The 21,902-nt window shown below is 60.6% G+C and carries 22 protein-coding genes and 1 pseudogene; 7 read left to right on the forward strand and 16 right to left on the reverse strand.

Going from position 1 to position 21,902, the window contains the following annotated elements; all coding sequences use genetic code 11:
* Positions 1–94: 94 nt before the first annotated feature.
* The 3 genes from AC5ZG1_RS29885 to AC5ZG1_RS29895 form a co-directional block, all read right to left on the reverse strand.
* Positions 95–454: a hypothetical protein gene (locus AC5ZG1_RS29885; protein WP_496134934.1), complete on the reverse strand. Its 360-nt coding sequence runs from the start codon at positions 452–454 to the stop codon at positions 95–97.
* Between the two features lie 94 nt (positions 455–548).
* Positions 549–791 carry a hypothetical protein gene (locus tag AC5ZG1_RS29890; protein WP_496134935.1) on the reverse strand — a complete coding sequence of 81 codons (243 nt, stop codon included), beginning with the start codon at positions 789–791 and terminating at the stop codon, positions 549–551.
* Positions 791–1,594 (reverse strand): ABC transporter transmembrane domain-containing protein, encoded by an 804-nt coding sequence (locus tag AC5ZG1_RS29895; RefSeq protein WP_496134936.1) that lies wholly within the window; start codon positions 1,592–1,594, stop codon positions 791–793. The genes AC5ZG1_RS29890 and AC5ZG1_RS29895 overlap by 1 nt, the downstream gene beginning before the upstream one ends.
* A 234-nt stretch (positions 1,595–1,828) precedes the next feature.
* Here AC5ZG1_RS29895 and AC5ZG1_RS29900 point away from each other — a divergent pair.
* Positions 1,829–1,993: pseudogene (locus AC5ZG1_RS29900) on the forward strand (DUF1330 domain-containing protein); the annotation flags it as partial.
* A gap of 60 nt (positions 1,994–2,053) precedes the next feature.
* Here the strand turns inward: AC5ZG1_RS29900 and AC5ZG1_RS29905 are convergent.
* The 6 genes from AC5ZG1_RS29905 to AC5ZG1_RS29930 all read right to left on the reverse strand — a co-directional run bounded on the left by AC5ZG1_RS29905 (position 2,054) and on the right by AC5ZG1_RS29930 (position 9,567).
* Positions 2,054–3,280, reverse strand: coding sequence for an ABC transporter substrate-binding protein (locus tag AC5ZG1_RS29905; protein ID WP_496134937.1), 1,227 nt, complete (start codon positions 3,278–3,280; stop codon positions 2,054–2,056).
* 70 nt (positions 3,281–3,350) lie between these two features.
* Entirely contained in the window at positions 3,351–4,130 is a 780-nt protein-coding gene (locus AC5ZG1_RS29910; RefSeq protein ID WP_282526698.1) for an enoyl-CoA hydratase/isomerase family protein, read from the reverse strand.
* Between the two features lie 91 nt (positions 4,131–4,221).
* Positions 4,222–4,725, reverse strand: coding sequence for a flavin reductase family protein (locus AC5ZG1_RS29915; RefSeq protein ID WP_282526697.1), 504 nt, complete (start codon positions 4,723–4,725; stop codon positions 4,222–4,224).
* Between the two features lie 14 nt (positions 4,726–4,739).
* Complete coding sequence (locus AC5ZG1_RS29920) at positions 4,740–5,516, reverse strand: creatininase family protein (protein WP_496134938.1); 777 nt, start codon at positions 5,514–5,516, stop codon at positions 4,740–4,742.
* Between the two features lie 13 nt (positions 5,517–5,529).
* The gene (locus tag AC5ZG1_RS29925; RefSeq protein ID WP_496134939.1) at positions 5,530–8,301 is read right to left on the reverse strand and encodes an AMP-binding protein; all 2,772 of its coding nucleotides are present in this window, start codon (positions 8,299–8,301) and stop codon (positions 5,530–5,532) included.
* A gap of 51 nt (positions 8,302–8,352) precedes the next feature.
* Positions 8,353–9,567 (reverse strand): LLM class flavin-dependent oxidoreductase, encoded by a 1,215-nt coding sequence (locus AC5ZG1_RS29930; RefSeq protein ID WP_496134940.1) that lies wholly within the window; start codon positions 9,565–9,567, stop codon positions 8,353–8,355.
* A 387-nt stretch (positions 9,568–9,954) separates the two neighbouring features.
* Here AC5ZG1_RS29930 and AC5ZG1_RS29935 point away from each other — a divergent pair, with 387 nt between their 5' ends.
* From AC5ZG1_RS29935 to AC5ZG1_RS29950, 4 genes are all read left to right on the forward strand, one after another.
* Complete coding sequence (locus tag AC5ZG1_RS29935; RefSeq protein ID WP_282526692.1) at positions 9,955–10,497, forward strand: TetR/AcrR family transcriptional regulator; 543 nt, start codon at positions 9,955–9,957, stop codon at positions 10,495–10,497.
* Positions 10,498–10,789: 292 nt separating this feature from the next.
* Positions 10,790–11,518 carry a LuxR family transcriptional regulator gene (locus tag AC5ZG1_RS29940; protein ID WP_496134941.1) on the forward strand — a complete coding sequence of 243 codons (729 nt, stop codon included), beginning with the start codon at positions 10,790–10,792 and terminating at the stop codon, positions 11,516–11,518.
* Between the two features lie 83 nt (positions 11,519–11,601).
* The gene (locus tag AC5ZG1_RS29945; RefSeq protein ID WP_282526690.1) at positions 11,602–12,234 is read left to right on the forward strand and encodes an acyl-homoserine-lactone synthase; all 633 of its coding nucleotides are present in this window, start codon (positions 11,602–11,604) and stop codon (positions 12,232–12,234) included.
* Between the two features lie 88 nt (positions 12,235–12,322).
* Positions 12,323–13,282, forward strand: a complete 960-nt coding sequence (locus tag AC5ZG1_RS29950) for a LysR family transcriptional regulator (protein WP_496134942.1) — start codon at positions 12,323–12,325, stop codon at positions 13,280–13,282.
* On the opposite strand, the gene AC5ZG1_RS29955 is transcribed toward AC5ZG1_RS29950, so the two are convergent.
* The 3 genes from AC5ZG1_RS29955 to trbG are packed head-to-tail and all read right to left on the reverse strand — an operon-like array spanning position 13,249 to position 15,716.
* Complete coding sequence (locus tag AC5ZG1_RS29955) at positions 13,249–13,494, reverse strand: DUF2274 domain-containing protein (RefSeq protein ID WP_496134943.1); 246 nt, start codon at positions 13,492–13,494, stop codon at positions 13,249–13,251. The two genes, AC5ZG1_RS29950 and AC5ZG1_RS29955, sit on opposite strands and share 34 nt — an antisense overlap.
* A 3-nt stretch (positions 13,495–13,497) precedes the next feature.
* Positions 13,498–14,709, reverse strand: a complete 1,212-nt coding sequence (locus AC5ZG1_RS29960; RefSeq protein WP_496134944.1) for a TraB/TrbI/VirB10 family type IV secretion system protein — start codon at positions 14,707–14,709, stop codon at positions 13,498–13,500.
* Complete coding sequence (gene trbG / locus AC5ZG1_RS29965; protein WP_496134968.1) at positions 14,706–15,716, reverse strand: P-type conjugative transfer protein TrbG; 1,011 nt, start codon at positions 15,714–15,716, stop codon at positions 14,706–14,708. The genes AC5ZG1_RS29960 and trbG overlap by 4 nt, the downstream gene beginning before the upstream one ends.
* 155 nt (positions 15,717–15,871) lie before the next feature.
* On the opposite strand from trbG, the gene AC5ZG1_RS29970 reads away from it, so the two are divergent.
* Positions 15,872–16,634 (forward strand): IS5 family transposase gene (locus AC5ZG1_RS29970; RefSeq protein WP_496134945.1). Its coding sequence is split into 2 segments (ribosomal slippage): positions 15,872–16,207 and positions 16,209–16,634, totalling 762 coding nucleotides; the frame shifts between segments, so codons are not numbered across the junction.
* Here the strand turns inward: AC5ZG1_RS29970 and AC5ZG1_RS29975 are convergent.
* Positions 16,586–17,632: a nuclease-related domain-containing protein gene (locus AC5ZG1_RS29975; protein ID WP_496134946.1), complete on the reverse strand. Its 1,047-nt coding sequence runs from the start codon at positions 17,630–17,632 to the stop codon at positions 16,586–16,588. The genes AC5ZG1_RS29970 and AC5ZG1_RS29975 overlap by 49 nt on opposite strands.
* Positions 17,633–17,792: 160 nt before the next feature.
* Here AC5ZG1_RS29975 and AC5ZG1_RS29980 point away from each other — a divergent pair, with 160 nt between their 5' ends.
* Positions 17,793–18,977, forward strand: coding sequence for a hypothetical protein (locus tag AC5ZG1_RS29980; RefSeq protein WP_496134947.1), 1,185 nt, complete (start codon positions 17,793–17,795; stop codon positions 18,975–18,977).
* Between the two features lie 57 nt (positions 18,978–19,034).
* On the opposite strand, the gene AC5ZG1_RS29985 is transcribed toward AC5ZG1_RS29980, so the two are convergent.
* The 3 genes from AC5ZG1_RS29985 to AC5ZG1_RS29995 form a co-directional block, all read right to left on the reverse strand.
* A complete protein-coding gene (locus AC5ZG1_RS29985) occupies positions 19,035–20,963 on the reverse strand; it encodes a hypothetical protein (protein WP_496134948.1) in 1,929 nt (642 codons plus the stop codon).
* A 92-nt stretch (positions 20,964–21,055) separates the two neighbouring features.
* Positions 21,056–21,562: a type II toxin-antitoxin system YhaV family toxin gene (locus AC5ZG1_RS29990; protein ID WP_496134949.1), complete on the reverse strand. Its 507-nt coding sequence runs from the start codon at positions 21,560–21,562 to the stop codon at positions 21,056–21,058.
* Entirely contained in the window at positions 21,559–21,900 is a 342-nt protein-coding gene (locus tag AC5ZG1_RS29995; protein ID WP_496134950.1) for a type II toxin-antitoxin system PrlF family antitoxin, read from the reverse strand. Before AC5ZG1_RS29995 ends, AC5ZG1_RS29990 begins: the two co-directional genes overlap by 4 nt.
* Between the last annotated feature and the right edge of the window lie 2 nt (positions 21,901–21,902).

Genomic DNA, 21,902 nt, shown 5'->3' on the forward strand with positions numbered 1-21,902 from the left:
TCCCGGGACGGATGTGCTAACGCATCCTCATCGGCGAACATGGGAACCGTCGCGGAAAATCCGTCTCTGACCAAGTCCACACGATGAGTTGGGTTCAGTGCATGACTCGTCCAACCGTCGCTTGTTTGGAGGCGGGTGCCGTCTGCGGCGCCGAGAGATAGCCCGATCGTTCGGACGGCGTAACGATGACGCCTGCCTTAGAAATAACCGCCGACGTGATCGTCCCATCGCCGTGGCCGAGTGAGTCATCGGAAAGATCGTACCCGAGGCAAAGCAGGCCAACCACAGCAACAATGCCAGCGATGATTATGGAGACTAATTCTCGTCGCTCATACTGTGCAGACATCGCCTCTGTCTCAGTCTTGTCATTCGTGCTCATCACGGTCAGGTCTGTACTGGAAGCGGCGCTGGAACCGCTAACGGCAATCAGCGCAATATTATTTCCACGCAACATCACCGAGCCAGCGCGTCCGCGGCATAATCCTCACGCGTAAGAGCACCTTCTGCGATGGTGACGACCAGCGGCCATTGCGTGAGATCGTGGCGCATCATTCCAAGGCTCCTGGCGAGGACACAAGGCCGGCATAGACACCGCCGCGGGCCACGAGGTCGTCGTGGCGGCCCTCCTCGACCACGCGGCCTCGATCGAGCAGGACGATGCGGTCCGCGCTGCGAATGGTCGAAAGCCGATGCGCAATGATGAGCACAGCGCGGTCGCGCCGAATCGCGTTCAGGGCGGCCTGCAGGGCTCGCTCGTTCTCGGTATCGAGGCTCGATGATGCTTCATCCATCACCAGGATTGGCGCTTCGACAAGCAGGGCCCGGGCGATGGCAAGGCGACGCCACTGAGAGTGATGAAGCCGGTGACTCCCGCGCGCATCAGCGACACAGACAGCGTGGTCATCGCCTCCCGACGAAGGTCTGCAGCACGTTGCGCGAGGTTTGTCCTGCGTGCGGCGGCGGCGTTAAACGCTTTCAGCGTCACGGCACCCTGCAAACTGTCGAGCAGATGGGCACCGAAGGCGCCCATGGCGGCGAAGAGGCCGTATGACTTTGGCATGTGCCAGCGCAGCCAGAGCCGGTCAATAAGCGGAGACGCAATGACGAAAGCGCCCAGCAGCACCGCCGATTTAAAGTCGACCCAGGCGAGATAGAGCACGACCCCGATGCATCCGACGATCGCGACGAAGATCGACGGCAAATAACGACTGTAATAGGTTTCGAGCGCCTCGACGCCAGCGACGATCGTCGTCTGCAGGTCGCCCGTTTGCCGGCGCAACACCATTCCAGGGCCAAGATCGATCAGACGCGACAGGAGACGCGCGCGCAGATATTCCTTCGTGCTCTGCGCAGTGGCTTGCGCTGCCATCTCCGCGGACCAGACCAGAGCGCCCCGCACGACAACAACAATGGCGAAGCCGACGATCCACCAGATGACCTCGCTTACGGGTGAACCCACGAACAAGGCTGCAAGCGCGAACGCGAGAAAGATTCCTTGCAACACGTAACAGATCGTCACCAAGAGACCGATGCCGACGCTCGAGGCGATCCGCCAGCGCACGGGGCCGACCAATTGCAGCATCTGCGCGTTCACGCGATTTCTTCCCTCAACATTTGTCGCACTTCTGACTGACTATCAGTCATTATTCAATATTCGCGTTGAATCATGCATTTAGAGGAGCTCGAAAAGTCCGCCCGCTCGGGGCAAGTCAATGGCATATGGGACAGTCAAGACCTTGGGGCGTCGGCGCCGATTAGATAAGCTGCTGCGGGGCGTGCCGCCGCCAGCGGCGGAAAGCGAGCCCGATCACTTCGGAGCTCTCGGCCCTGCTTCATCGCCCAATATCCAAGCGTCTCCGTCTTCGTCGAGGTGATCCGCGATCCCGTCTATCGCGAGGCGGCGAAGCATCGTCAAACCGCGGTCAAGGATTCGCGCCTGATCCGACACGCGGTGCTGTCGGTCGGCAAGACTTTTGGGAAGATCCCAACGTAGACGATTCCGGAAACAAATCGGCGGCCCACAGGCCGCCGATTGGATCTCAGAACTCAGCAACTAACCCGCAGGCCCCGCAACCTCCAGGATTGGGCCGAACAGTTCCCAGTGTTCGCCGTTGAACCGCATCATCTGCAACCGTTTGAACAGGCGGTAGTCGGTCGGCGAGGTGTTGATCGTGATCCCAGGCAGCGCGAGGTCGCCTATGAAATCCTTGAGCGAGGCCGCCTGCTTCATAACGTTTTCGCGAGTAAGGTCGTCGCCGCACTGCTGCAGTACGTGGGTCAGAAGCTGCGCGACGCCGTAGGCATAGGCGTTGAAATTCGAGCCCTTGTCTCCGTCCGGATAATACTTCTCCATGAAGGCAAGATAGCGTTTTACGCCTGGATCGTCCTTCCATTGCGGATCGAGCGCCTCCTTGCCATAATTAGTGCTGATAAGACCCTTGGCGTTTTCAAGCCCGGCCGGTTTCAGGACGCTGCCAACCGAGGTAGCCTTCAAACTGACGATCTGCACTGGATGCCAGCCGATCTCGGCGGTCCTCTTGATCGCCTGCGCCGCCTGCTTCGGCGTGGCGGCGATGAAGAACAGGTCGGCCCCAGCATCCTTGATCCTGAGCACTTGCGAATCGACCGTCGGATCGGTCACTTCGTAAGCAGTTTCTGCGACTATCATCTTGGTGGCCTTATCTCCAAGCCCCGCCTTGATGCCGTTCAGATAGTCCTTGCCGAAATCGTCATTCTGATAGAGCACTCCAATCTTGGCGTCCTGATGCTCCTTCAGGATGTATTGACCGTAGATGCGCCCTTCAACGAAGTTGTTTGGATCATAGCCCAAGGTCCATGGAAAGTTCTTTGGATCGGTGAACCTTAAGGCGCTGGCGGCCGCGAACAGCTGCGGCACCTTCTTGGCATTGAGATATTTCTGCACGGCGGCGTTTGAAGGCGTACCGACCAGCTGAAAGGTCAGGAGCACCTCGTCGCTCTCGACGAGCTTGCGCACCTGCTCCACCGCTTTCGGTGGCGAATAGGTGTCGTCATACTGGATCAGGTTGATCTTACGGCCCTTGATGCCGCCTTGGTCGTTGATCATCCTGAAATAGGCGGCCTCTGTCTTGCCGATCGAGGCATAGGCCGATGCCGGTCCCGAGAATGGCATAGTCTGACCGACCTTGATTTCCGTATCGCTGGCGCCGGGGTCGTATTTCTTCCGGGCTTTCGCCGCTGAAACCGACAGCGCAATCGTCAGCACCGTTGCGATGGCCAGGCGCAAAAGCCCGTTCCTCATTCCCATTTCTCTCCCGACGCAATCCTTCATGTAATGTCTCCTCAGTGCATCACAGGATTCGACATTCATCCTATCGCTCTGCGAAGCGTTTCCGCTTCTCTGCAAATGCGGCTACAGCTTCGCGTCGCTCTGGCGACGTGAACGTTAGTGCCTCCAGCGCAAGTGAAGTATCGAGCAGTAGGTGCGCGTACTGCTTGATAATCTTGTTGACGCTGTATTTCGTCCAGACGATTGACTTCTGCGGGCCCCCGGCGAGCATCTCGGCGTACTCGATCGCCGCATCCTTGACGTCCCGGTCAGAAATGACTTCGTTGATCATCCCCAGCGACGCCGCCTTCTCCGCGGAAATGAACTCGCCCGTCATGAGATAGTGTTTCGCTCGCACCGGTCCCATCAGCAGCGGCCAGATCACCGCACCGCCATCTCCGGCGACCACGCCGGCCGTCACATGGGTATCGGCAAATCGCGCGGTCGGGCTTGCGAAGATGACGTCGCAGAACAATGCAAGTGTTGCACCTAGACCGACAGCAACGCCGTTGACGGCGCCGATTATCGGCACCTCGACCTCAAGCATGTTGCGGATGAGGTGGCGTCCGCCCCTCGTTGGCGCCGGACCCTTGCCCTTGTCGAGTGACTTCTGATCTCCACCCGAGCAGAAGCCGCGTCCCGCACCTGTCAGAACGATCGCACGGACGGACTCGTCCTTGTCGAGATCTACAAAGACCTGCTCCAGCTCCTCGTGCATTTCCCAGTTGATCGCGTTCAGAATTTCCGGCCGGTTCATCGTCACAACGGCGACGCCGCTGGCCCGCTTCTCGATGATCAGATACTTGTAGCTACGCTGTGTCATTGATCTTTTCCTTTTGTTTCCTTGTCGATTTACTTCTTCAGCCGCATAACTCGAATTTGGGTGGCGATAGACATCGACTGCATCGAAGTCGTCATATGTGCTCTGGCTCCGTAAGCTTCGCGAGCCTTCCGAAGTCGCTACGGTGGAAGATGAGGGGCTGCCCGCGGTTATGGACGACGACGGCATGGAGTTGGAGCAGCACGATGACGTGATCGCCCGCCTCCAACTCCTCGCGGATAGTGCAGTCATACTGGGCGATCCCCTCGGTGAGCATCACCGCGCCGCTGTCGGTGATCTCGAAGGCGACGCCGCTGAACCGATGCTGGGCCGGGCCGGCGAGCTGGCGGCACAATGCGCCGTGGTCTTCGGCGAGCACGGTGACGCCGAGGTGCCCGGCTCTGCGCAACTCGGGCCACGTGGTCGAGCCTTTCGCGACACAGAATGACACCAGCGGGGGTTCGAGAGAGACCGAGGTGAACGAGGAGGCCGCGAGACCCACCAGCCTCCCGTCGACCTGCGCCGCCACGGCCACCACGCCCGTCGGGAACGCGCCGAAAGCGTCGCGCAGCATCCTGCTGTCCATCTGCTCGCTCATAGATGACATGCGACTCAGGCTCCGTGCGCGGTGGCGTACGCGACGACGAGATCGGTCACGGCGTCCAACGCGGCGTGGCCGATCGCCTTCGAACTTCCGGTGGGATTGCCGAGGACACCGTTGGGCGAGACCGAGTCGATGCCATCGATGAACGCCCGGTGCAGGAATTCCTCATCGACCATGCCCAGGTATCCGGCCGCCGCCCGATCGGCCCGAACGCTCTCGGGGTGCAGGACGAGCATCACCGAGGTCTCCGCCACGTCTGCGTGACCACCGACGTGGCTTCCCAGACCGGCGATCGACTGTGCGGACTTCCGCCACGCGTCCAGAATCGCGGCGCTGTCTCTATAGACGATGACCTGAAGCGCCGGAGCGAGGGCCGCAGCCAGCCGCGGCTCGAACTCGCGCATGATCGGGTAGTTGCCGATATGGCCGGAGAAGAGGACGACGCGGGTGAACCCGTGCGCAGCCAGGCTGCTGCAGTAGTCGATACAGATCGCTTCCAAGGTGGAGGGACGCACCGAGAGGGTGCCGGAAAAGCCAAGGTGGTGAGGCGAGTACCCGACCCTGACCGTGGGTAGGACCAGTGCAGTGCCAAGCTTGTGGGCGATACGGAGCGCGAGCGCGTCGGCGTGATCGCTGTCCATCGACAACGGCAGATGTGGTCCGTGCTGCTCTATCGCGCCCAGAGGAAGGATCGCCGTGCGGGCACCGGCAGCGATCGCTTCAGCGATCTCGGCGCTGGTCAGATGCTCGATCCGCAGCTCCCGCGGTCGCCCGGGATGCTTCATCTCACGTTCCTCCTCAGCCCTGAAGCCGCACCTGGCCTGCGAACTCGTTGTGCTCCGCGGCGCTGTACATCTCATCCACGAGTGCGCTGAACGAAGTGAGCACCGCAGCCCGACGGATCGTGCCCTTGGAAGTGAGCTCACCCGCGGCGAGCGCACGTGGCGCGATACGGAAGTCCTTGAGCTGAAGGGGACGCGCGAGCCCAGTGTTGAGGTCCTCGATCCAGGCTCGCAGCCCCTCCTGCAGCACATCCTTGTCGAGCCCGCCGCCCTTTTCGGTCGGCCAGATGAGGACGGTGAGGTACTTGCGGCCATCGCCGACGACCACGGCCTCCTCGATGAGGGGACTGGCCTTGAGGCGCACCTCGATGGGCTGCGGGCTGATGGTCTTGCCACCGCTGGTGACGATGATGTCCTTGGTCCGACCGATGAGCTTGACCTCGCCGGAGGCGTCGATCTCGACGAGGTCACCCGTGTGATACCACTCCCCGTCCATCACTTCCGCGGTCGCCTCCGGGTTGTTCCAGTAGCCGCGGAATAACAGCGGCGCCTTCACCAGCAACTCGCCCTCGCTGTTGGTTTTGATTGCGAATCGCGGGTCGGGCATGGCCTTGCCCACGGTCCCGGGGGGCGGGAAGGAGCGGTCCCAGTGCGCGAGGACCCAGCCGCAGGTCTCGGTGGTGCCGTAGAGCTCGCGCAAATCCAGCCCCCACATCTGCCACAGGGCATGCACCTCGGGGGTCATCGCTCCCGACGCTGTCCAAGCGACGTTGACCCGATCGAGACCCAACTTCGCGCGCAGGGGCAGGAACACCTGCTCGAGGGCCCGGTCGTAGTGAGCTTGCAGCTCGGCGGATACGACGTCGCCGTGCCGGCGCGCGGCGGCGACCTCTCGGGCCACCTCCATCGCGTCCTCGTAGGACTTCTGGAACGATGCCGGCGACTCCTTAATCGCGGCCAGCGCCACGCTGAGCAGCTTCTCGTGCAAGCGCGGCGGCCAGACGATCCCCGTAGGACGTACGCCGCGAAGGGACTCGGAGAGTTGGTCCATGCGGCAGAAGGTCACGACCGCCCGTGTCATGATCGGCGTGAAGACGCCGGACAGGGCCGGAGAGACATGGGACAGGCCCAGGAAGCTAAGCGAGTCTCGGCGTGTGGCGGTCAACTCCGGGTTGAGAACGGCGGAGCCGAGGACAGAGTACTGCAGCGTGCGGTGGGTGTGGATGACCCCCTTGGCGGTGCCGGTGGAGCCGGAGGTGTAGAACAAGGCTGCCGGTTGGTCGATGTCCCCATCGTCGAGGAGATCGTCGAACAGTGATGGGTTGGCAGCATCTTGAACTCGACCGATCTCGCGCAGGTCGGCCCATCTCTTGCTGACGACCGTTTCGGGTAGCCCCGCCGGGGCACCATCGAAGCTGATCACCGCCCGTAGCGCGGGAAGCTCCGGGGCGACTGCGGCAATCTTTGCGATGTCGGCGGCATCCCCGACCACCATGGCGACGGCGTTGCTGTGCCCGACCAGCTGCTTCACCTCTGCAGCGGAGCTCGTCGGGTACACGCCCACCGGGATCGCCCCGGCTGAGAGGATGCCTAGCGCCGTTACGACCCACTCGCCCCGGCCCGGCGCCATGATGGCGACCCTGTCCCCGCGCGCGACGCCCAGCGCCGCCAGGCCGAGCGCGACCTCGCGCACGGCCGATGCGTATTGCGCCCACGTCGTCGGTATCGCGCGCGTACCATCCCATTGACAGAACGCGACCTCGTCGGGTTCGACCTCGGCTCGATCCTGCACCATCTGGGCGAAGGTTCGCTCGATGGCCTCGAAGTTGGCAACGCCGCCGTCGACGACGCCGCTCAGTACGGGCACGTGCTGTGGGCGAGCCGCGGCTGCGGGGGCGGAACTTGTGATCATGCTCATCGCTCCGGTTCGTGAAGCAGGCCCACCCGGCCTGCGTGTAGTGTGGTGTTCAGTGCCGGCGGCCTTCGGTCGGGGGCGCGACAACGTCCGGCCCCGTCTCCACTCTTCACGGAGGCTTCGGGCCACGGGGTCATTGAACCAGGAGGCCGCCTTGGCGAGCGTCATTTCAGCCCGCCGTTGGTCCTCGATGTCGTCGTAATCGTTGACGGCATGCTTGAGCGCCGCATAGAGGACAGGCGCTCGTCTGCCGGCCTCGCGGGCCCGGTCCAGCGCCTCCGCCAGCAATCGGTCCGGCGTGACGATGGCGTCAACAAGACCCAATCGCGCCGCTTGATCAGCACCGATGAGTTCACCGCTTAGTAGCAGGTCACGCGCGGCCCGCGCCCCGATCAGCCGGACGAGGCGCTGGATGCCCTTATCCGCAGGCAGAAGGCCATGCCTGATCTCCGGAAATCCGAACCGGGCATGAGGCGCCGCGAGCACCGCATCCGCGAAGAGCGCGTACTCTACGCCGCCACCGACGCAGTCGCCGTTGACCGCGGCGATGACCGGAGCAGGGTATCGCTCCATCGCAACGAGCAGGTTGTGGAACCCTCGCATCCGGTCTGCGATCGGGTCGGCGGCGGGCCCATCGGCCTCTTTGATGTCGCCGCCGGCGCAGAAGAACCGTCCCCCGGCGCCGGTGATCACCACCGGCGGCGCATCGCTCTCGCTACGATCCCGGAACAGCGCCGTCATGGCGCGCAGCAGCGTACGGTTCAAGGCATTGGCCGGCGGCCTGTCGAGCGTAGCGACCATGACGCCGTTGTGGTCGGCCGTCCGCAGTCCGGAAGCCGCCTCGCTGTCGTGCCGCGTGGATGAAGCCGTCATCAGATGTCCCTCGCAGGTGATCGCCAGGCGGGTGGCGGAGTCGCCATCGCGTCAGGCCGAAGCCGCGGGACTACGAACGACGCCATCGACCGTCTCGGTGGCCGTACCGGCGGCCGCCTTGGCGTTCTCGAAGGCCTCTCGTTCGGCATAGTGGGCGGGGCGGGCGGCGCGGATGTCGGCAAGGATCGCGTCGGAGGTGCGCACGACCGACCGGGGGTTTTTGAACCTGGGGATGACGTACTTCCCGAACAGCGCGATCGACTTCATCAGCTCCTTGTGCGGCATGCCGTCGATGCGCAGCGCGAGCGCGTCGATGCCCATGTCGACGAACCGCTGGACCTGCTTGGTGCAGGTCTCAACGTCGCCGACGATGAAACTCCCAGACTCGTCGAACAAATAGCGCTCGTTCTTGAAGTCGACGTTCTTGATCTTGCCGAGCGATCCGTAGTCAGCGGACAGCTTCGACAGCCGCTCATAGGCGTCGATGGACAAGGCGACACTATGGGCCAGCGTGGCCGCCCACCGCTCCGCCTCCTCGTTTGTATCGGCGCAATGCATTCCGCCGGATATCACCGCCACCTTCTGCGCCTGCATGGGGTATACGTGCTCGGCGCTCGCCAGCTCCTTGTCATAGAGCTCGGCCGACCTCTGCACGGAGGCGAACCCGCTATAGCCGCCGCCCATCATGGCGCCGATGCCCATGTGCGCGGCGGCGGTGATCGATTGCGGGCTCGAGGTCGCCATCATGATTGGCGGATAGGGCAGCGTCACGTGCTTGGGCGTCAGGCTGCGCGGCGGAATCTTGTAATGCTCGCCGACGAAAGAGAAGATGTCGTTCGACAGGGCCCGGCGGATGACCTCGATGCCCTCCATCTGCTGCGCCTTGGTCTCCTCGGGGTCGACCTCGAAGGCGCGCAGCGCAAGGGTGGTGTTGCCGCGGCCGACGGCGAGCCCGACGCGGCCGTTCGACAAGATGTCCTCGGTTGCCAGCCGCTCCGCGACGCGCAGCGCGTGGTTGATCTTTTTGGGCAGCGGCGTGATCAGGTGGATGAACTGGATCCTGCTGGTTAGCGCCATCATGTACGGATAGATCACCTCGGGAGCGGAGGTCGAGGCCGTGCCGATCGCGAAATGTTGTTCGGAGCACCCGAACGCATCGAAGCCGACTTTTTCCGCCAGAATCACCTCGTCGATGAGCTCGCGATAGCGATGCGCGTGAGTATGTCCCGGCTGGGTCTCTCCCTCGCTGAAAAAGATGAACCGCATGCGCCGCGCCTCCCGTGATCCCAAATGTTAATCTGTATTTACATTGAACTCGGTTCCTGGTTTTGTCAACGGCCTTTAGCCAGCCGGGTCCCCACGACGCGCTCGTCGCCAGATGGCCAGCCGTATAGTGCTGCTAGCGGTGAGGACAGATGCGTAGTACAAGGCGCCTGCAGTCGGACTCGCGATCTGACGATGACAAATGTTAGTATTGATTCACATGATGGTGGAAAGAGAGCGTTACATGAATCATTCGCTGAGGCCCGGACGGCTCACGCTGGGGCGAGGGATAGCGGGTTGCCTCGCGCACGCCGCGGGGTACGGTTCGTCCCGATGAGCATCCAGCCACTACCGCTTAAGCGGCCATACAGCAGCGGGCGGCGCAGGGAATTGATCGCGGTCGCCGCTGAACTCTTCCTGCAGCATTCGTACGACGCGGTCACTATTGAGATGATCGCTGCGCGCGCCGGCATCACGGGTCCCGGACTTTATCGCCACTTCCAGAACAAGCAGGCACTCCTGATCGCGGTTCTGGAGGAACCGACGCAGATCGTGCACGAGTTCGCAAAACGAATTGCGGAGACGACGACCGAACCCAAGGCAGCCATCATGGCGATGGTCGAGTCTCACATGCGCTTGATTTTGAAAGGACCGCCGAGCACGCTCATCTTTACAAAGAACGAGCACGCCCTTCCCGAACACGACCGCAGACGGATTCGGCGCGAAATGGCGCTGTACGCCGAGGAGTGGGTCTCCGTCCTGATCCCGCTGCGGCCCGACCTGTCCGAACCCGAGGCACGACTGCTGACCCAGGCCGTGTTCTCCATGCTCAACACAGCTGCGACGCTCAAGAAGGGCCTGAACGAGGAATCGATCTCCTCCATCATGCGGCAGGCCGCGCTGCACGCGCTGCTCGGCCGCGGCGACCCCTGACCGACACCTGCCCTGCCGGCGCAAACCCCATCAACCAGACGGCCCTCGCAGCCGTAGAATCTTGCGAACGGCCATGGCTGTACATGAGAGATCGAGATGTGATTGGCGCGCTCCCGTGCGAGCCAGGTTTTGATGAAGTCCCTTCGGCTCTAGCTGCGGAGGCGGACGGTGCTGGACGTTAGCAGGATTTCCGTCAGCCCGACGGACAAGGCGTCCTCAAGCGCAGCATCGCAACGACCCTGCGGTAGGTCGCCCACAAGGTTTCCGCGCATACTGGTCTGGGGGGAAGCATATGCATCGGGTTTTCCGAGAATTCATTGATGCAATAGTCGGCGCCGAAGATGCCGAAGGCTTCTCCAACGCGTTGGCGAAAGCAGCATCCGCTTTGGACCTATCATGTTTCGCTTATCTCGCTCTCAAGAGCGAAGAAAACAGGAAGCCCCGACTCATCTCGACATATCCATCGCGGTGGACGGCTCATTATCTAAACAAGAAATATCACACTATCGACCCCGTCATCAGAGAAGCGCTGCAGAACCCAGAGCCCTTTCGATGGGGAATCGATTTTCGATCCCAAACCAGTTCGATGGCGCAGCGGCAACTATTCGACGAGGCCGCACAATTCGGAATCCGGTTTGGCTTCACGGTTCCCATTCACGATGGCCATGGTCCAATCTCTGCATTGACTTTCGCCACCGACGAGAGCCGGCCACAGTTCGAGAGGTGCATTGATTCGTACGCGCGTGTTCTTCAGCTCATGGCATTGTATTTTCATGCTCACGTTCGCCGCAAGCTCGGGAACGAATATGGTCTCGACGGAATTCGACTGTCGCGCCGCGAAGTGGAATGTTTGGAGTGGGCGGCTCAAGGAAAGAGCTCTTGGGAAATCGGCTGCATTCTCGGTATCTCGCGCAACACAGTTGCGTATTACTTAGAGAATGCGAAGGAAAAGCTGGGCGTTCGCACGATGGCACAGGCAGTGACGCGCTTGGCAGCTGCAAATAGAAAAAAGCAAATTTAGGGTGCTCTTCCCCCTACAACTACAGGTGATGATTTGCGTCGATAATCGCGCTTCAAAAGAGGTAGAACACTTTTGGAGGCATTATGATTCAGTTGATCACACCCCCTGTGTATGGAGAGCTTTCCAACACACTCGTTGAGATGCATCGGTTGCGGCACCGGGTCTTCAAGCTGCGCATGGCATGGGAGGTCCAGTCCAGTGGCGACATGGAGATCGACGATTTCGATGCGCTGCACCCCGACTACTTAATCCAGGTAGATGAAAACGGCCAAGTGCAAGGTTCGGTTCGCCTGCTTCCCACGCTTGGTCCAACCATGCTTCGGGACACTTTTCCCGTGCTTCTTGAAGGTCAACCTGCACCGTCAGCCCCTCAGGTTTGGGAAAGTAGCAGATTTGCGATCGACGTTCCTGCCGACGCTCCGAAAGGAGATCATGGTATCACGCGTGCCGCTTATGAGTTGTTTGCAGGAATGGTCGAGTTCGGGCTTTCACGACAGCTGACTGATATCGTTACCGTCACGGATGTCCGAATGGAGAGGATCCTCCGACGAACTGGCTGGCCCCTGCGACGTATTGGCAATCCTTCCACACTTGGCAACACCTTAGCCGTGGCGGGTTACCTCGAGATTTCTCGCGATACTCTGGCCAGCCTTCGTGAGGCCGGCGGTCTCTCGGCACCGGTCCTTTGGACGCCAGTAGTCTCCGCGGCCGCCTAGAACGATCCATGCCAACAAGCAACATGCGCGCGTCCCCGCCTTAAGCGGGGGGACGCTGTGTCTTGCGGTTTGTCCACCGGCTATCAACATGACGGAAATTGAGATTAGAAAGAATCGACGTAACGCAGCGAGCGCCATTGACCTGCAACAGCTTCGATTCGCCGTGGTTGCCTGTGACTACGGAAGCTTTCGACGAGCCGCTGAAGTGCTTTCGATCAAGCACACTGTCCTGAGCCGATCCATCGGCCAGCTTGAACATCTGGTTGGCACTTCACTATTCAAGCGCTCCAGCGGGGGAATCAAGCCCACTGTCGCTGGCCAAGCGGTTTTGCGAATTGCACGGCTGATCCTGGAACAGGTCGACATACTCGTTGACACCGGGAGGTCCGGTGGTCGCGGCGATACTGGCCATCTTGCTATTGGTTTCTACACGTCCGTATCCACCGGAAATTTGCGAGCGACGATAGGTGAGTTTAAGAAGCGGCTCCCGCAGATCGAATTGGCAACGATGGAACGCTCTCGGTTTCATTTGATGACCGCGCTGCGTAACGGGACCGTCGATGTCGTCGTTAGCCCCGGACGTCTGGCTTCAATGGACGTCAAATCACGACTGCTGTGGAGCGAACGCATCTTGATCTCGCTGCCTCAGGATCACTGCCTGGCGGCACGCGAGATCATCTCTTGGGCCGATTTGCGTAGCGAAAAGATTCTTCTAAGCAAGATTGATCCTGGACGAGAGCTCGAGGAACTCTTGATTTCGAAGCTCGTGTTACCTCATGACCGGCCCGCGGTAGAGCGCCATGACGTAAGCCGCGGCATTGTCAAAAATCTGACGAGTATGGGCCTGGGGGTCAGTCTGGTGATGGAATCCGATATCGGCGCAAGTTTCGCTGGTCTGGTGTACCGGGAGTTGCACGATGAAAGGGGGCCAAGCCGGGTGGACTTTTACGCGCATTGGCGCGACGACAATGAAAACCCGGCTCTGAAGCGTTTCCTCAATCTGTTGGCAGAACGCTATCCCTCACCTCCGCCAGCTCTCGGGGTGTGACCGGCTTGTCTCGCCTTTGCAAAACCGCGGTCCGTGGCCATAAAGCGCGCCAGCATGGGCGCGATCAGCTTTGTCGGATCGATGCGCTGCCCATTTTCGCGTGCCATCGCCTCTGCATAGGCGACAAGATCCCGATGCACTAATGCCGGAAGTTCAGTGGTGACCTTGACCGGCTTGTCGTCGGGCAGCGCTCCTATTCTAAGCTTGGGCATTCCTTATCCTCCGTACGGCGCAAGTATGAGGTCGCGATTGACGAGGACGCGAACCGGGAAACCAGGTCGCACGGTCAGCGTCGGCTGGATGTTGAGACTGCGCCGAACCACCTGCTGTCCGGTTTGGTTTAGTGAGTCCGAGGCGCCGTGTCGCAACGCTTGGATGATTGCGCTGTCGTTGCTGTTGGTGTCCGAGCCGGCACCCAGTTCGGTCCCGACAGCCAGAAACGTCGATAGCGCCGCAGCCTTGAAGAGCTCACCCCAGTGATTGTCGACCTGGTCTTCGAGGCCTGCATACCCCGCCGCGTCGGCACCAGGCTGCCGCTCGAGAACGATAGAACGTCCATTCGGCATAATCAGCCGGGTCCAAACGAGCAGAACACGGGACTGACCGAAAGTGACCTGACTATCGTAGATCCCGATCAGACGCGCTCCCTGAGGCACAAGCAGAAAGCGTCCAGTCGGCGTGTCATAGACATTCTCGGTTACCTGCGCCGTAATTTGGCCTGGCAGGTCCGACCGGATTCCGGTGATCAGGGCTCCCGGAATGACCGTCCCAGCCTGCACGATGTATAGTGAGGCTGGCTTGGTGACGCGATCAGGGCTGACTGTGCGACGGTCCACGGAGGCATTCACAAAGGCAAGCTTGCGGTCCTGACCGTTTTGCGCGGATCCATCGTCGCCGGCGCTTGTTGCGCCCGGCGGTACAGCGCGCTCGCTACCAGCAGCCGCAGCAGCGGACGGACGCAATTCTCGTCCATTGGTTGAAGCGAACAAATGACTGATGCGGGCTGCTTCGGTCTCTTGATCTCGGCGCTGCTGGTCCGCATCAGCGCCGTTGGTCGGCAACTGGCCTTGAGCGGCAAGGATCGGTCGACCAAGGTCCCCGGGGAGTGGCGGACCGAGTTGCGGGATTGGCTGCTGCGGAACGCCAGCATAGTCCTTCGGCAGCGTCGTAATTCCGTCGGCAACATTGTGATGGTCGGTACTGTAAAGCTCATCGGTCGCCTGATGACGGGAGCGATTGTTCTGCAGCGACCACAGCACCGCTCCGCCGATGACAAGCAGGGCAACTGCGCTCCCGCCAGCCAGGACCTTCCGCGACAATCGTGTCACGCGCGGATGCTCTGCTCTCAAGCGGAAGCTCCTGGACTGTTCCTCTTGTGTCTCAGGCGGAACTGCTTGCTCGTGATCGTTTCCATTCCTGGCGTTCATGACGACGGCCTCCCGTCGGTCCTGACAATCCTGACCTTCTGCTGGTGCTCACCGCCGAGCCGGAGTTCGGCGGCTGCAAACAGCCGATCGACGATCAGCACGTTGCCGTAGGCGCGATAGTTGACGAGTTCGGTCTTGCCGTCCGGGCCGATGACGAAAAGTGGAGGCATCTCACCCTGCACGATGCCTTGCGGGAATTCGACATAGACCTTGCGGCCGTCGTCATATGCGGCGAGCGGCCGCCAAGGCGGGTTGTCGCCTTCGATGGCATAGCGGGAGATACGCTGCGCCGGATCGGGAAGAACGGGTTTCAGAGCGACTGAACGGGATCGTTCGCGCGCTGTTTCCGGATAGTACCAGGCAACAGACGGCATGTATGGCCGCTCGCGGGAGCGGAGCTCGATCAGGTACGTTCGCCGATCGGTGTTGACGACCAGGTTGGTCTCGATCGAAGCTCGGGTCGGCTTGACCAAGATATGGACGCGCCGTGTGTCGCCGCTCCCGCTCTCGGTGTCGCCCACGATCCAGCGTACGGTATCTCCAGCCGCGATCGGCCCTGATCCCGTCAACTGTTCTCCCTCCTCAAGCGCGACATCCGTGATCTGCCCTGGTGCTGCGTAAATCTGATAAAGCGCCCCGGGACTGTAGGCGTAGATTTGCGCCGCGTTGAAATACCCCCGCTTCCGCGGTTCGACCCGGGCTGCGCTGTTTGCCGTCTCAACCCGGCTCACGGGTTCAGGCTCTTCCTTCCCGGCAGACCTGCCGCCGAGAGCCGGTTTCCAGAGCGGCGGAATGTGAAGCGGCCGCGACTTGTCGTCCAGAACCGCTGGAACCGCCGGCAGTGGTGGGACTTCCGCGTCATAGCTGATCTCCGGCGGAATGTACGTCGCGCAGGCACTTTGGCCGAAGACAAGAACGTGTAGCGGCGCTCTCCGAGCGAGTCGACGTCGTCGATGCGGGCGGCCAGCAGGTGAGACAGTCTCACCAGCGTCGGAGGTTCGATCCAGACGCTGTGGGATCTGAGGTCCAAATGCGCCGTGTCCTGGTCGTGGATGGCTTTCACTTTCGCCAGGAACTGGCGAACGAGCTCTAGGTCGTGTGGACTCTAAGGATTCCCTTTTAGGAGCAAATCAGATTCAAGGCTGCTTTTTGGGAGGCGGCCTTGGGTGTGATGGATCGTTTGGCTTTGAGCGACGCGGCGTGGGAGCGGATGGCGCCGCTGATCATAGGCCGGCCTGACCAGAAGGGGTCGACCGGGCGCGACAACCGGATGTTTGTGGAGGGCGTATTGTGGATCGTGCGTACGGGTTCTCCCTGGCGCGATCTCCCGGAAGCGTTTGGGGATTGGAACAGCGTATTCCGGCGCTTCAGTCGATGGAGCATCAAGGGTGTTTGGTGGCGCATCTTTGAGGCGATGTCCGATGACCTGGACTTCGAATATCTGATTGTCGATTCCACCATCGTCCGAGCCCACCAGCACGCTGCCGGCGCCAAAAAGGGGGTCTGAAGATCAAGCGCTCGGCCGCTCGCGCGGTGGCCTGAGCACCAAGATCCATCTGGCCGTCCGAGGCTTGGGATGTCCTGTGCGGTTTTCGCTCACAGCAGGACAGAAGGGGGATGCACCGCAAGCCGCGGCCTTGATCGAGGGATTACCCGCCGAGGTCGTCATGGCCGATACCGCCTATGACGCCGATCACCTGCGCCAGGCCATCGCCGCCAAGGGCGCGCTCGCCGTCATCCCCAACAACCCGTCACGCGCGCTCAAATATCCGCTCGACAAGCATCTCTATGCCCAGCGCCATCTCGTCGAATGCTGCTTCTCAAAGCTCAAGCAGTTCCGCCGCGTCGCAACCCGCTTCGAAAAGACCGCTCGAAACTACCGCGCCGTCGTCACTCTCGCCGCTATCATCTTATGGCTTAGGTAAGTGTCCACACGACCTAGCCGTTCGAGCTTGGCAAGATGCCGTGCTTCTGTGGTGGTGAATTCTGTTAGCCGCTTCAATCGTCTGCGAGTCTCGAAGACTTCCCAATAGCCGACGCTGCGTTCGCCGTCGTCGACCTTCGGCTGGAGTATCATCGCCCCGATATTTGGGTTGCGGTCGTTGAGGTAGGCGATCACCTTGCGTTCGCGGCCGGCGATTTCGTTTCGGCCGGTTTCCGTCTGGAAGCGCGTGTCGAGCTGCGAGAAGTCCCAGCGTCTTAACAGTCCGGTGGCAGCGCTGACGTTCTCATCCTCGACGTCGAACTCCCGATATGCCTGGTGTTTGAACGTCGGCTTGTCGGAAAGCGCCCGATACGGACCGTAGCGCCGCTTGCCGGGTCTGAAGGGCCCGTCCGAAGCGTTGAAGAAGGAAGCGAAGAATGACCGCCATGGGCTTCCCGCTGCCGTCAGCGGGTTTCGTTGATCGACATGCTGTGGCGATCCGAGAAACGCCGCTCGCGTGTCGGCAGCGACGACGAAACGCATGAAGTCGTCGAGCATAAATGCGCTGGACTTTTCATTGCTGACGATCTCATCCAGTGTCGCCGGGCCACATTGAACGACGATGCCCTGGATCAGGGGCGCGCGCAATTTCGCGCTACCCGTGCCGTGCTGTTCGTTATGCTCGCGCAAATGGGCCCTGAACGCTTCTACGACCTTGTGTGCGGCAAACCGAATTTTCGATACTGGCGAACCCATGTCAAGGTTGCCGTGGTACCATCGCCCGTCACCGCAAGTGATCCGCTGCTTCCAATCCTTCAGGTCAACAAGGAGTACCCGGTCATCGGTGACGATGACGGCATCTATCTCGCGGTACTGTCCCGGCCCGACGGACACCTCCAGGTTTGTATAAGCGTACCATCGGTCGGGCAGATGCCTCAGCTGTCCGAGACCGTGAATCTCGCGCGCGTGGACGCCTTGCCCCTGGTTTCTGATGTCCATACGAACCAACCTCGAGATTAGTTCCTTTGTCCTATAGGATTCGATCGCGGCAAGGTATTTGAATTGTGGATGGACCTCGCAGCACCGTTTAGGCGAATCACTCCGGAGATCGCCAATTCGTCAAGAGTTGGCGTTCCAAGATCGCTCAGCAGGAGATCCTATGGCAGACGAAGAGTCGAGCGAGGCCCAGTCGGAAGAACGTGTGTCCACATTCCGTGTACTGGCGAGACAGCCACTTTCGCTCGACATCGGCAGCGGTGGCATCCACGAACTCGACATCCAGGGCGTCTCCTGCCGGATCGCGGTCAAACCCGCCCATTCGGATCTGGCCAAGCGCAAGGAGCTCGGAGGCACTACGCTCGCGATCGAGTTCCTGTCGGATCCCGATCTCGATCTCTTCGAAGCCGCCCGTGCCGGCTTCGAACTAATCGAGGACTTTCTGTCGGCGATCACGGTCGTCTCCAGCACGACGTTCGGTCCCAGCGAGTTGCTGCAGGTCGCACGATTTGACGAAAGCGATGGGCAGAACTGCGAGTTCATGATTTTCATGCCGTTGCCGTTAAAGCATTGGTACGAGGAGATCTCGGGGGAAAAGCTGAACGCCGTGCGAGGTCTTCTGGCGCACTGGGACGGGCTCGAATCCGGACATCGCCTTCGCCGCGCTGCACGGCGGTACCGCTCGGCCGCGGGGAACGTCGACGACATTGACGCTTTCCAGGAGGCCTACATTGGCCTCGAGGTTCTCGAGAAACCGCTCGCGTCGATGGGCGGCTTCGAAAAGCACGGGACCGAGCAGATCAAGGGATCGTGCGAGAAGTGCGGACACGAGTATGTACGCAACCGGACGACCTTGGTCGGAGTGCGCGCGTTTGTGCACGGCGCCGTCGACACTGAGAAAGCCGACCCGAACCGCAAAACAGACTGGAAGCTGCTCAACAGGCTGCGCAATGACCTGACGCACGGCCTGGTCGACGAGAATGATCTCGGCGAAAGGCCTCAGCGCGGCCTCACCGCCGCGATGCACTATCTGCATCACGGGATCTGCGTCTTGTCGCACGCATCCAACCTAACAAGCAGCCAGTACCGGCTTGCGAGAGGGGGCATCGAATATGTCTTGATGGGTAGATATCGCACGCCCGAATGGCCGTCGCTTTCGGATTGGGGGCAAGTTGTCGACACGTCGCAATTCTCCTGGGTGCAGCACGCGAGCCACGATTGGGTGCCGCAGATGACCTTCAATGTTCGAGGCCTGGATGACCTGGAAGTTTGCGTCGGAAGGTTGTCGAAGCCGAGGTCAACGGCTTCGATGGATGACATCAAACCAACGCCAATCGAACACGAATAGACGTTGAAGATCGCGATGCGCTACCCCAACCCGACTTTGCCGAGGCGTATACTGACACTACCGCTTGCCGTAACGACGCCTCAAGAGCGCCAAACACTGCCGCATCGTTTGCTCGTCCTTTGTGTAAACTGTTGGTGAGACCAGGCCAGGCAGCTCTGGATCGCCGGCGGTCATGTAGAGGCGAAGCATGTCGGGCCGCGGAAGCAGTTTGGATGCTTCTCGCTCGAGTTCATCTACCCATTTCGCTTTCTTGATCAACTCCGCTTGAAAGCTGCGCAGCAGACGGGTTGCAATTTCGAGATACCCTCCAGACAGTGCGCCGGCTTCGCGCGGCGACATCCCGTCGAGGTTCGAGTGTGGTGCCTCTAGCCAATTCGAATGGGCATCGCCGATCCACGAGATTGAAAGAGCCGTAATTGTCTTCAGCCGCTCCAAACGCTGCAGTCGCTCGGCTTCCTCCTCTTCGGCCTTGCGCTGAGCGGCCCGGCTTTCGTGGATCGAACGCATCGTCTTAAGCGCGCCGCGAACCGGAAGCCCAAGATCGTCGGCCTCCTGCTCAGATTCGTCTTTGAGAACTGCAAGCGTGGTCGCGAGAGCTCCTTTCAATGCCTGCCAAGCGGCATCGCCCTTGATGGCGATTTGCTTCAAGGATTGCTGGCCATCCGGCGCATACTCCATCCAGGATGCGACTTCGAAGCCCTGTCGCTCAACATCGGATCCAAGGAGGGCTATGCTTTCACCGAAACCTTTCAGAGATGCTAGCCGCGCCGCCAGCTGTGCAGCCTCTCGATCGGCACGATCCTGCTCAATGCGGCGCTGATGCAATTCAGCGGATCGCCCCTGCGTCTGCTTCCACGCCCAGCCCGTATCTTCGACAACTCCCTTGACAGCAAGAGACCGCAGGAATCTGACCACGGCCTGTTCGGCACCGCCCTTGGGAAGGTTAGCGTCTACCAGAAGCGATTCCTCGTTCTGGCTGCGGCTAGCGAACTGTTCATTTATCCAACCGCGCGTACGGAATTCTCCGATCACGGAGAGTGGGGTGACGCCAAGGAAACGCGGTACCATGTCACAGAGGATGCCCGCCTTCCAAACCCTGGGCTGAACCGTGAAATATCCATCTCCCACGGAAGGTCCGTCGAGGAGCTCGGCATCTCCCTCCGCAGCAACAGCTCGTACCTGGGATGAGTCCTGCCAGTCAGACCCTAATGCCCTTTGCCGCGCGGAAGCGTAGGCTGCTTTGACCTTTTCGATCTGGTTTCGACGCCTCTCCTCTGCGGCAGCTGCTTCCTGTCTCGCTATTCGCTCCAGTTCATTTCTAACGAGAGCGACCCTGCGATTGTAGATCCATTCGCGCGGAGCCGATGTTAGAATTGCCTCATCGAGGCCGGCTATCGTCGTGTCTCGTGACAGCGCGGACAGATCAATTTCGACTGCCGAGATGCCCGCACCCGCGATCTTGGCCCGTTTCTCCGGGCCACAGCGATGCGTCACGTAGACCTCTACCTGCATTCGATCATCGCCTTTTTGCAGGATTACGTCCGGGATGGTTTCGCCATCCATGGTCTCCAGCATAGCTGAGTCAAAGACGAAGGGTTTTGCTTGGCGAATTGTCCTTGTGCGTGCGCCATACGTGGCCTGCACGGGAGGAAGAACGAGGCTTTTTCGGCTATTGAGCAGTTGCTCTGCGTAATGGTGAAGCGCCGTCATATTGCCGTGTTTGCAGCTCGGGGCGATACCTGAAGCCCGCTCCGCCGCTGTGAGTGGCGCATGCGCGAAGTGGTGAGCGATGTCACTGTCAGGTTTTCGCGCGACGAGCTTTCGGCCGCAATTTCTGGCCGGACACTGACAGCCACATGCCGAGCCGCGCGACGCCTGCGAAATGTGGATGATCTGTCCATCCCAGCGCTTGCCAAATGCAAGCCTAACGCCATCGCGGGCGAAGAAGGCGTGGCCAATTTTCGACAATACAGCCAACGGATCCATGACGTCGCCATCAATTGCAGTGAGGCATCCTTTTACGCGACTTATCGTTCACTGGCTTCGTCGCTTGCGTGAAAGTTGAGAATCCGAAGCTACTATTTCTTCGACTCTGCTGCGTTCCGAACACGTCGCATTGCGTCAGGTGATCGAGCGGTTTCGCTAAGTTTCGTCCAGTCGTCCGGAGGGTTGCCGCGCTTCAGCATCTTCCGAAATACGGCGTAGGCGTCGTTGGCGCTCTCGTAGGCGCGCAACGTTGAGTCATCGTTGACCCAGGCCAGGATGATGACGTTGCCACCGGCTGATTGTTGGTACCGAAAAAACAGGCGGAACTGCTGCAAAAACTTTGCACGGAACCAGCGCTTGTATTCACCGCCCAACGTCGAACCCTGACGGTAGGTGTCCCGAGTCGGATCGCTGGGAATATCCTCGAAAGCGACCTTCAGCACCGCCGCAAGGAGCTTTGCGGCGCGCTTCTTTTTATAGCTTTTCGGATCCTTTTTGCGCGCTTGCTCGACCTTTTCGATCATCGCCTCGAGTTGATCGAGGAACAGCGGGTGCGCATAGATTTTCCAACCATTGATTTCGATGGTGTCGTCGCTCACCCTTCGTCATCCGGGAGCGCTGCGTCGAGATCGACCTTGACACCCCGGACCAACCCCTTGCCGCGCGTAACCAGCGACTTCGGCACCGATCGAATTCGTGCTGGCTCGTGAGCCATGTCACGTGCCAGGAATTCGAGGAACGTGCCGATCACAGGGTCAGCGTCAGTTTCACGCCTCGGCTTCTTCGCGATGACGACAGTGCCGTCGGCGAGACCACGGAACACGACCTTGTCACGCTTGCCGAGCGCCAGCATCTTACGGATAGCGGCCGGCACAGTCGTCTGGCCGCGCTCGGTGATGGTGGCGGGGATTTCGAGGATTTCAGCCGTTTTGGCCATAA

The organism is Bradyrhizobium sp. Leo78, from assembly GCF_059512425.1.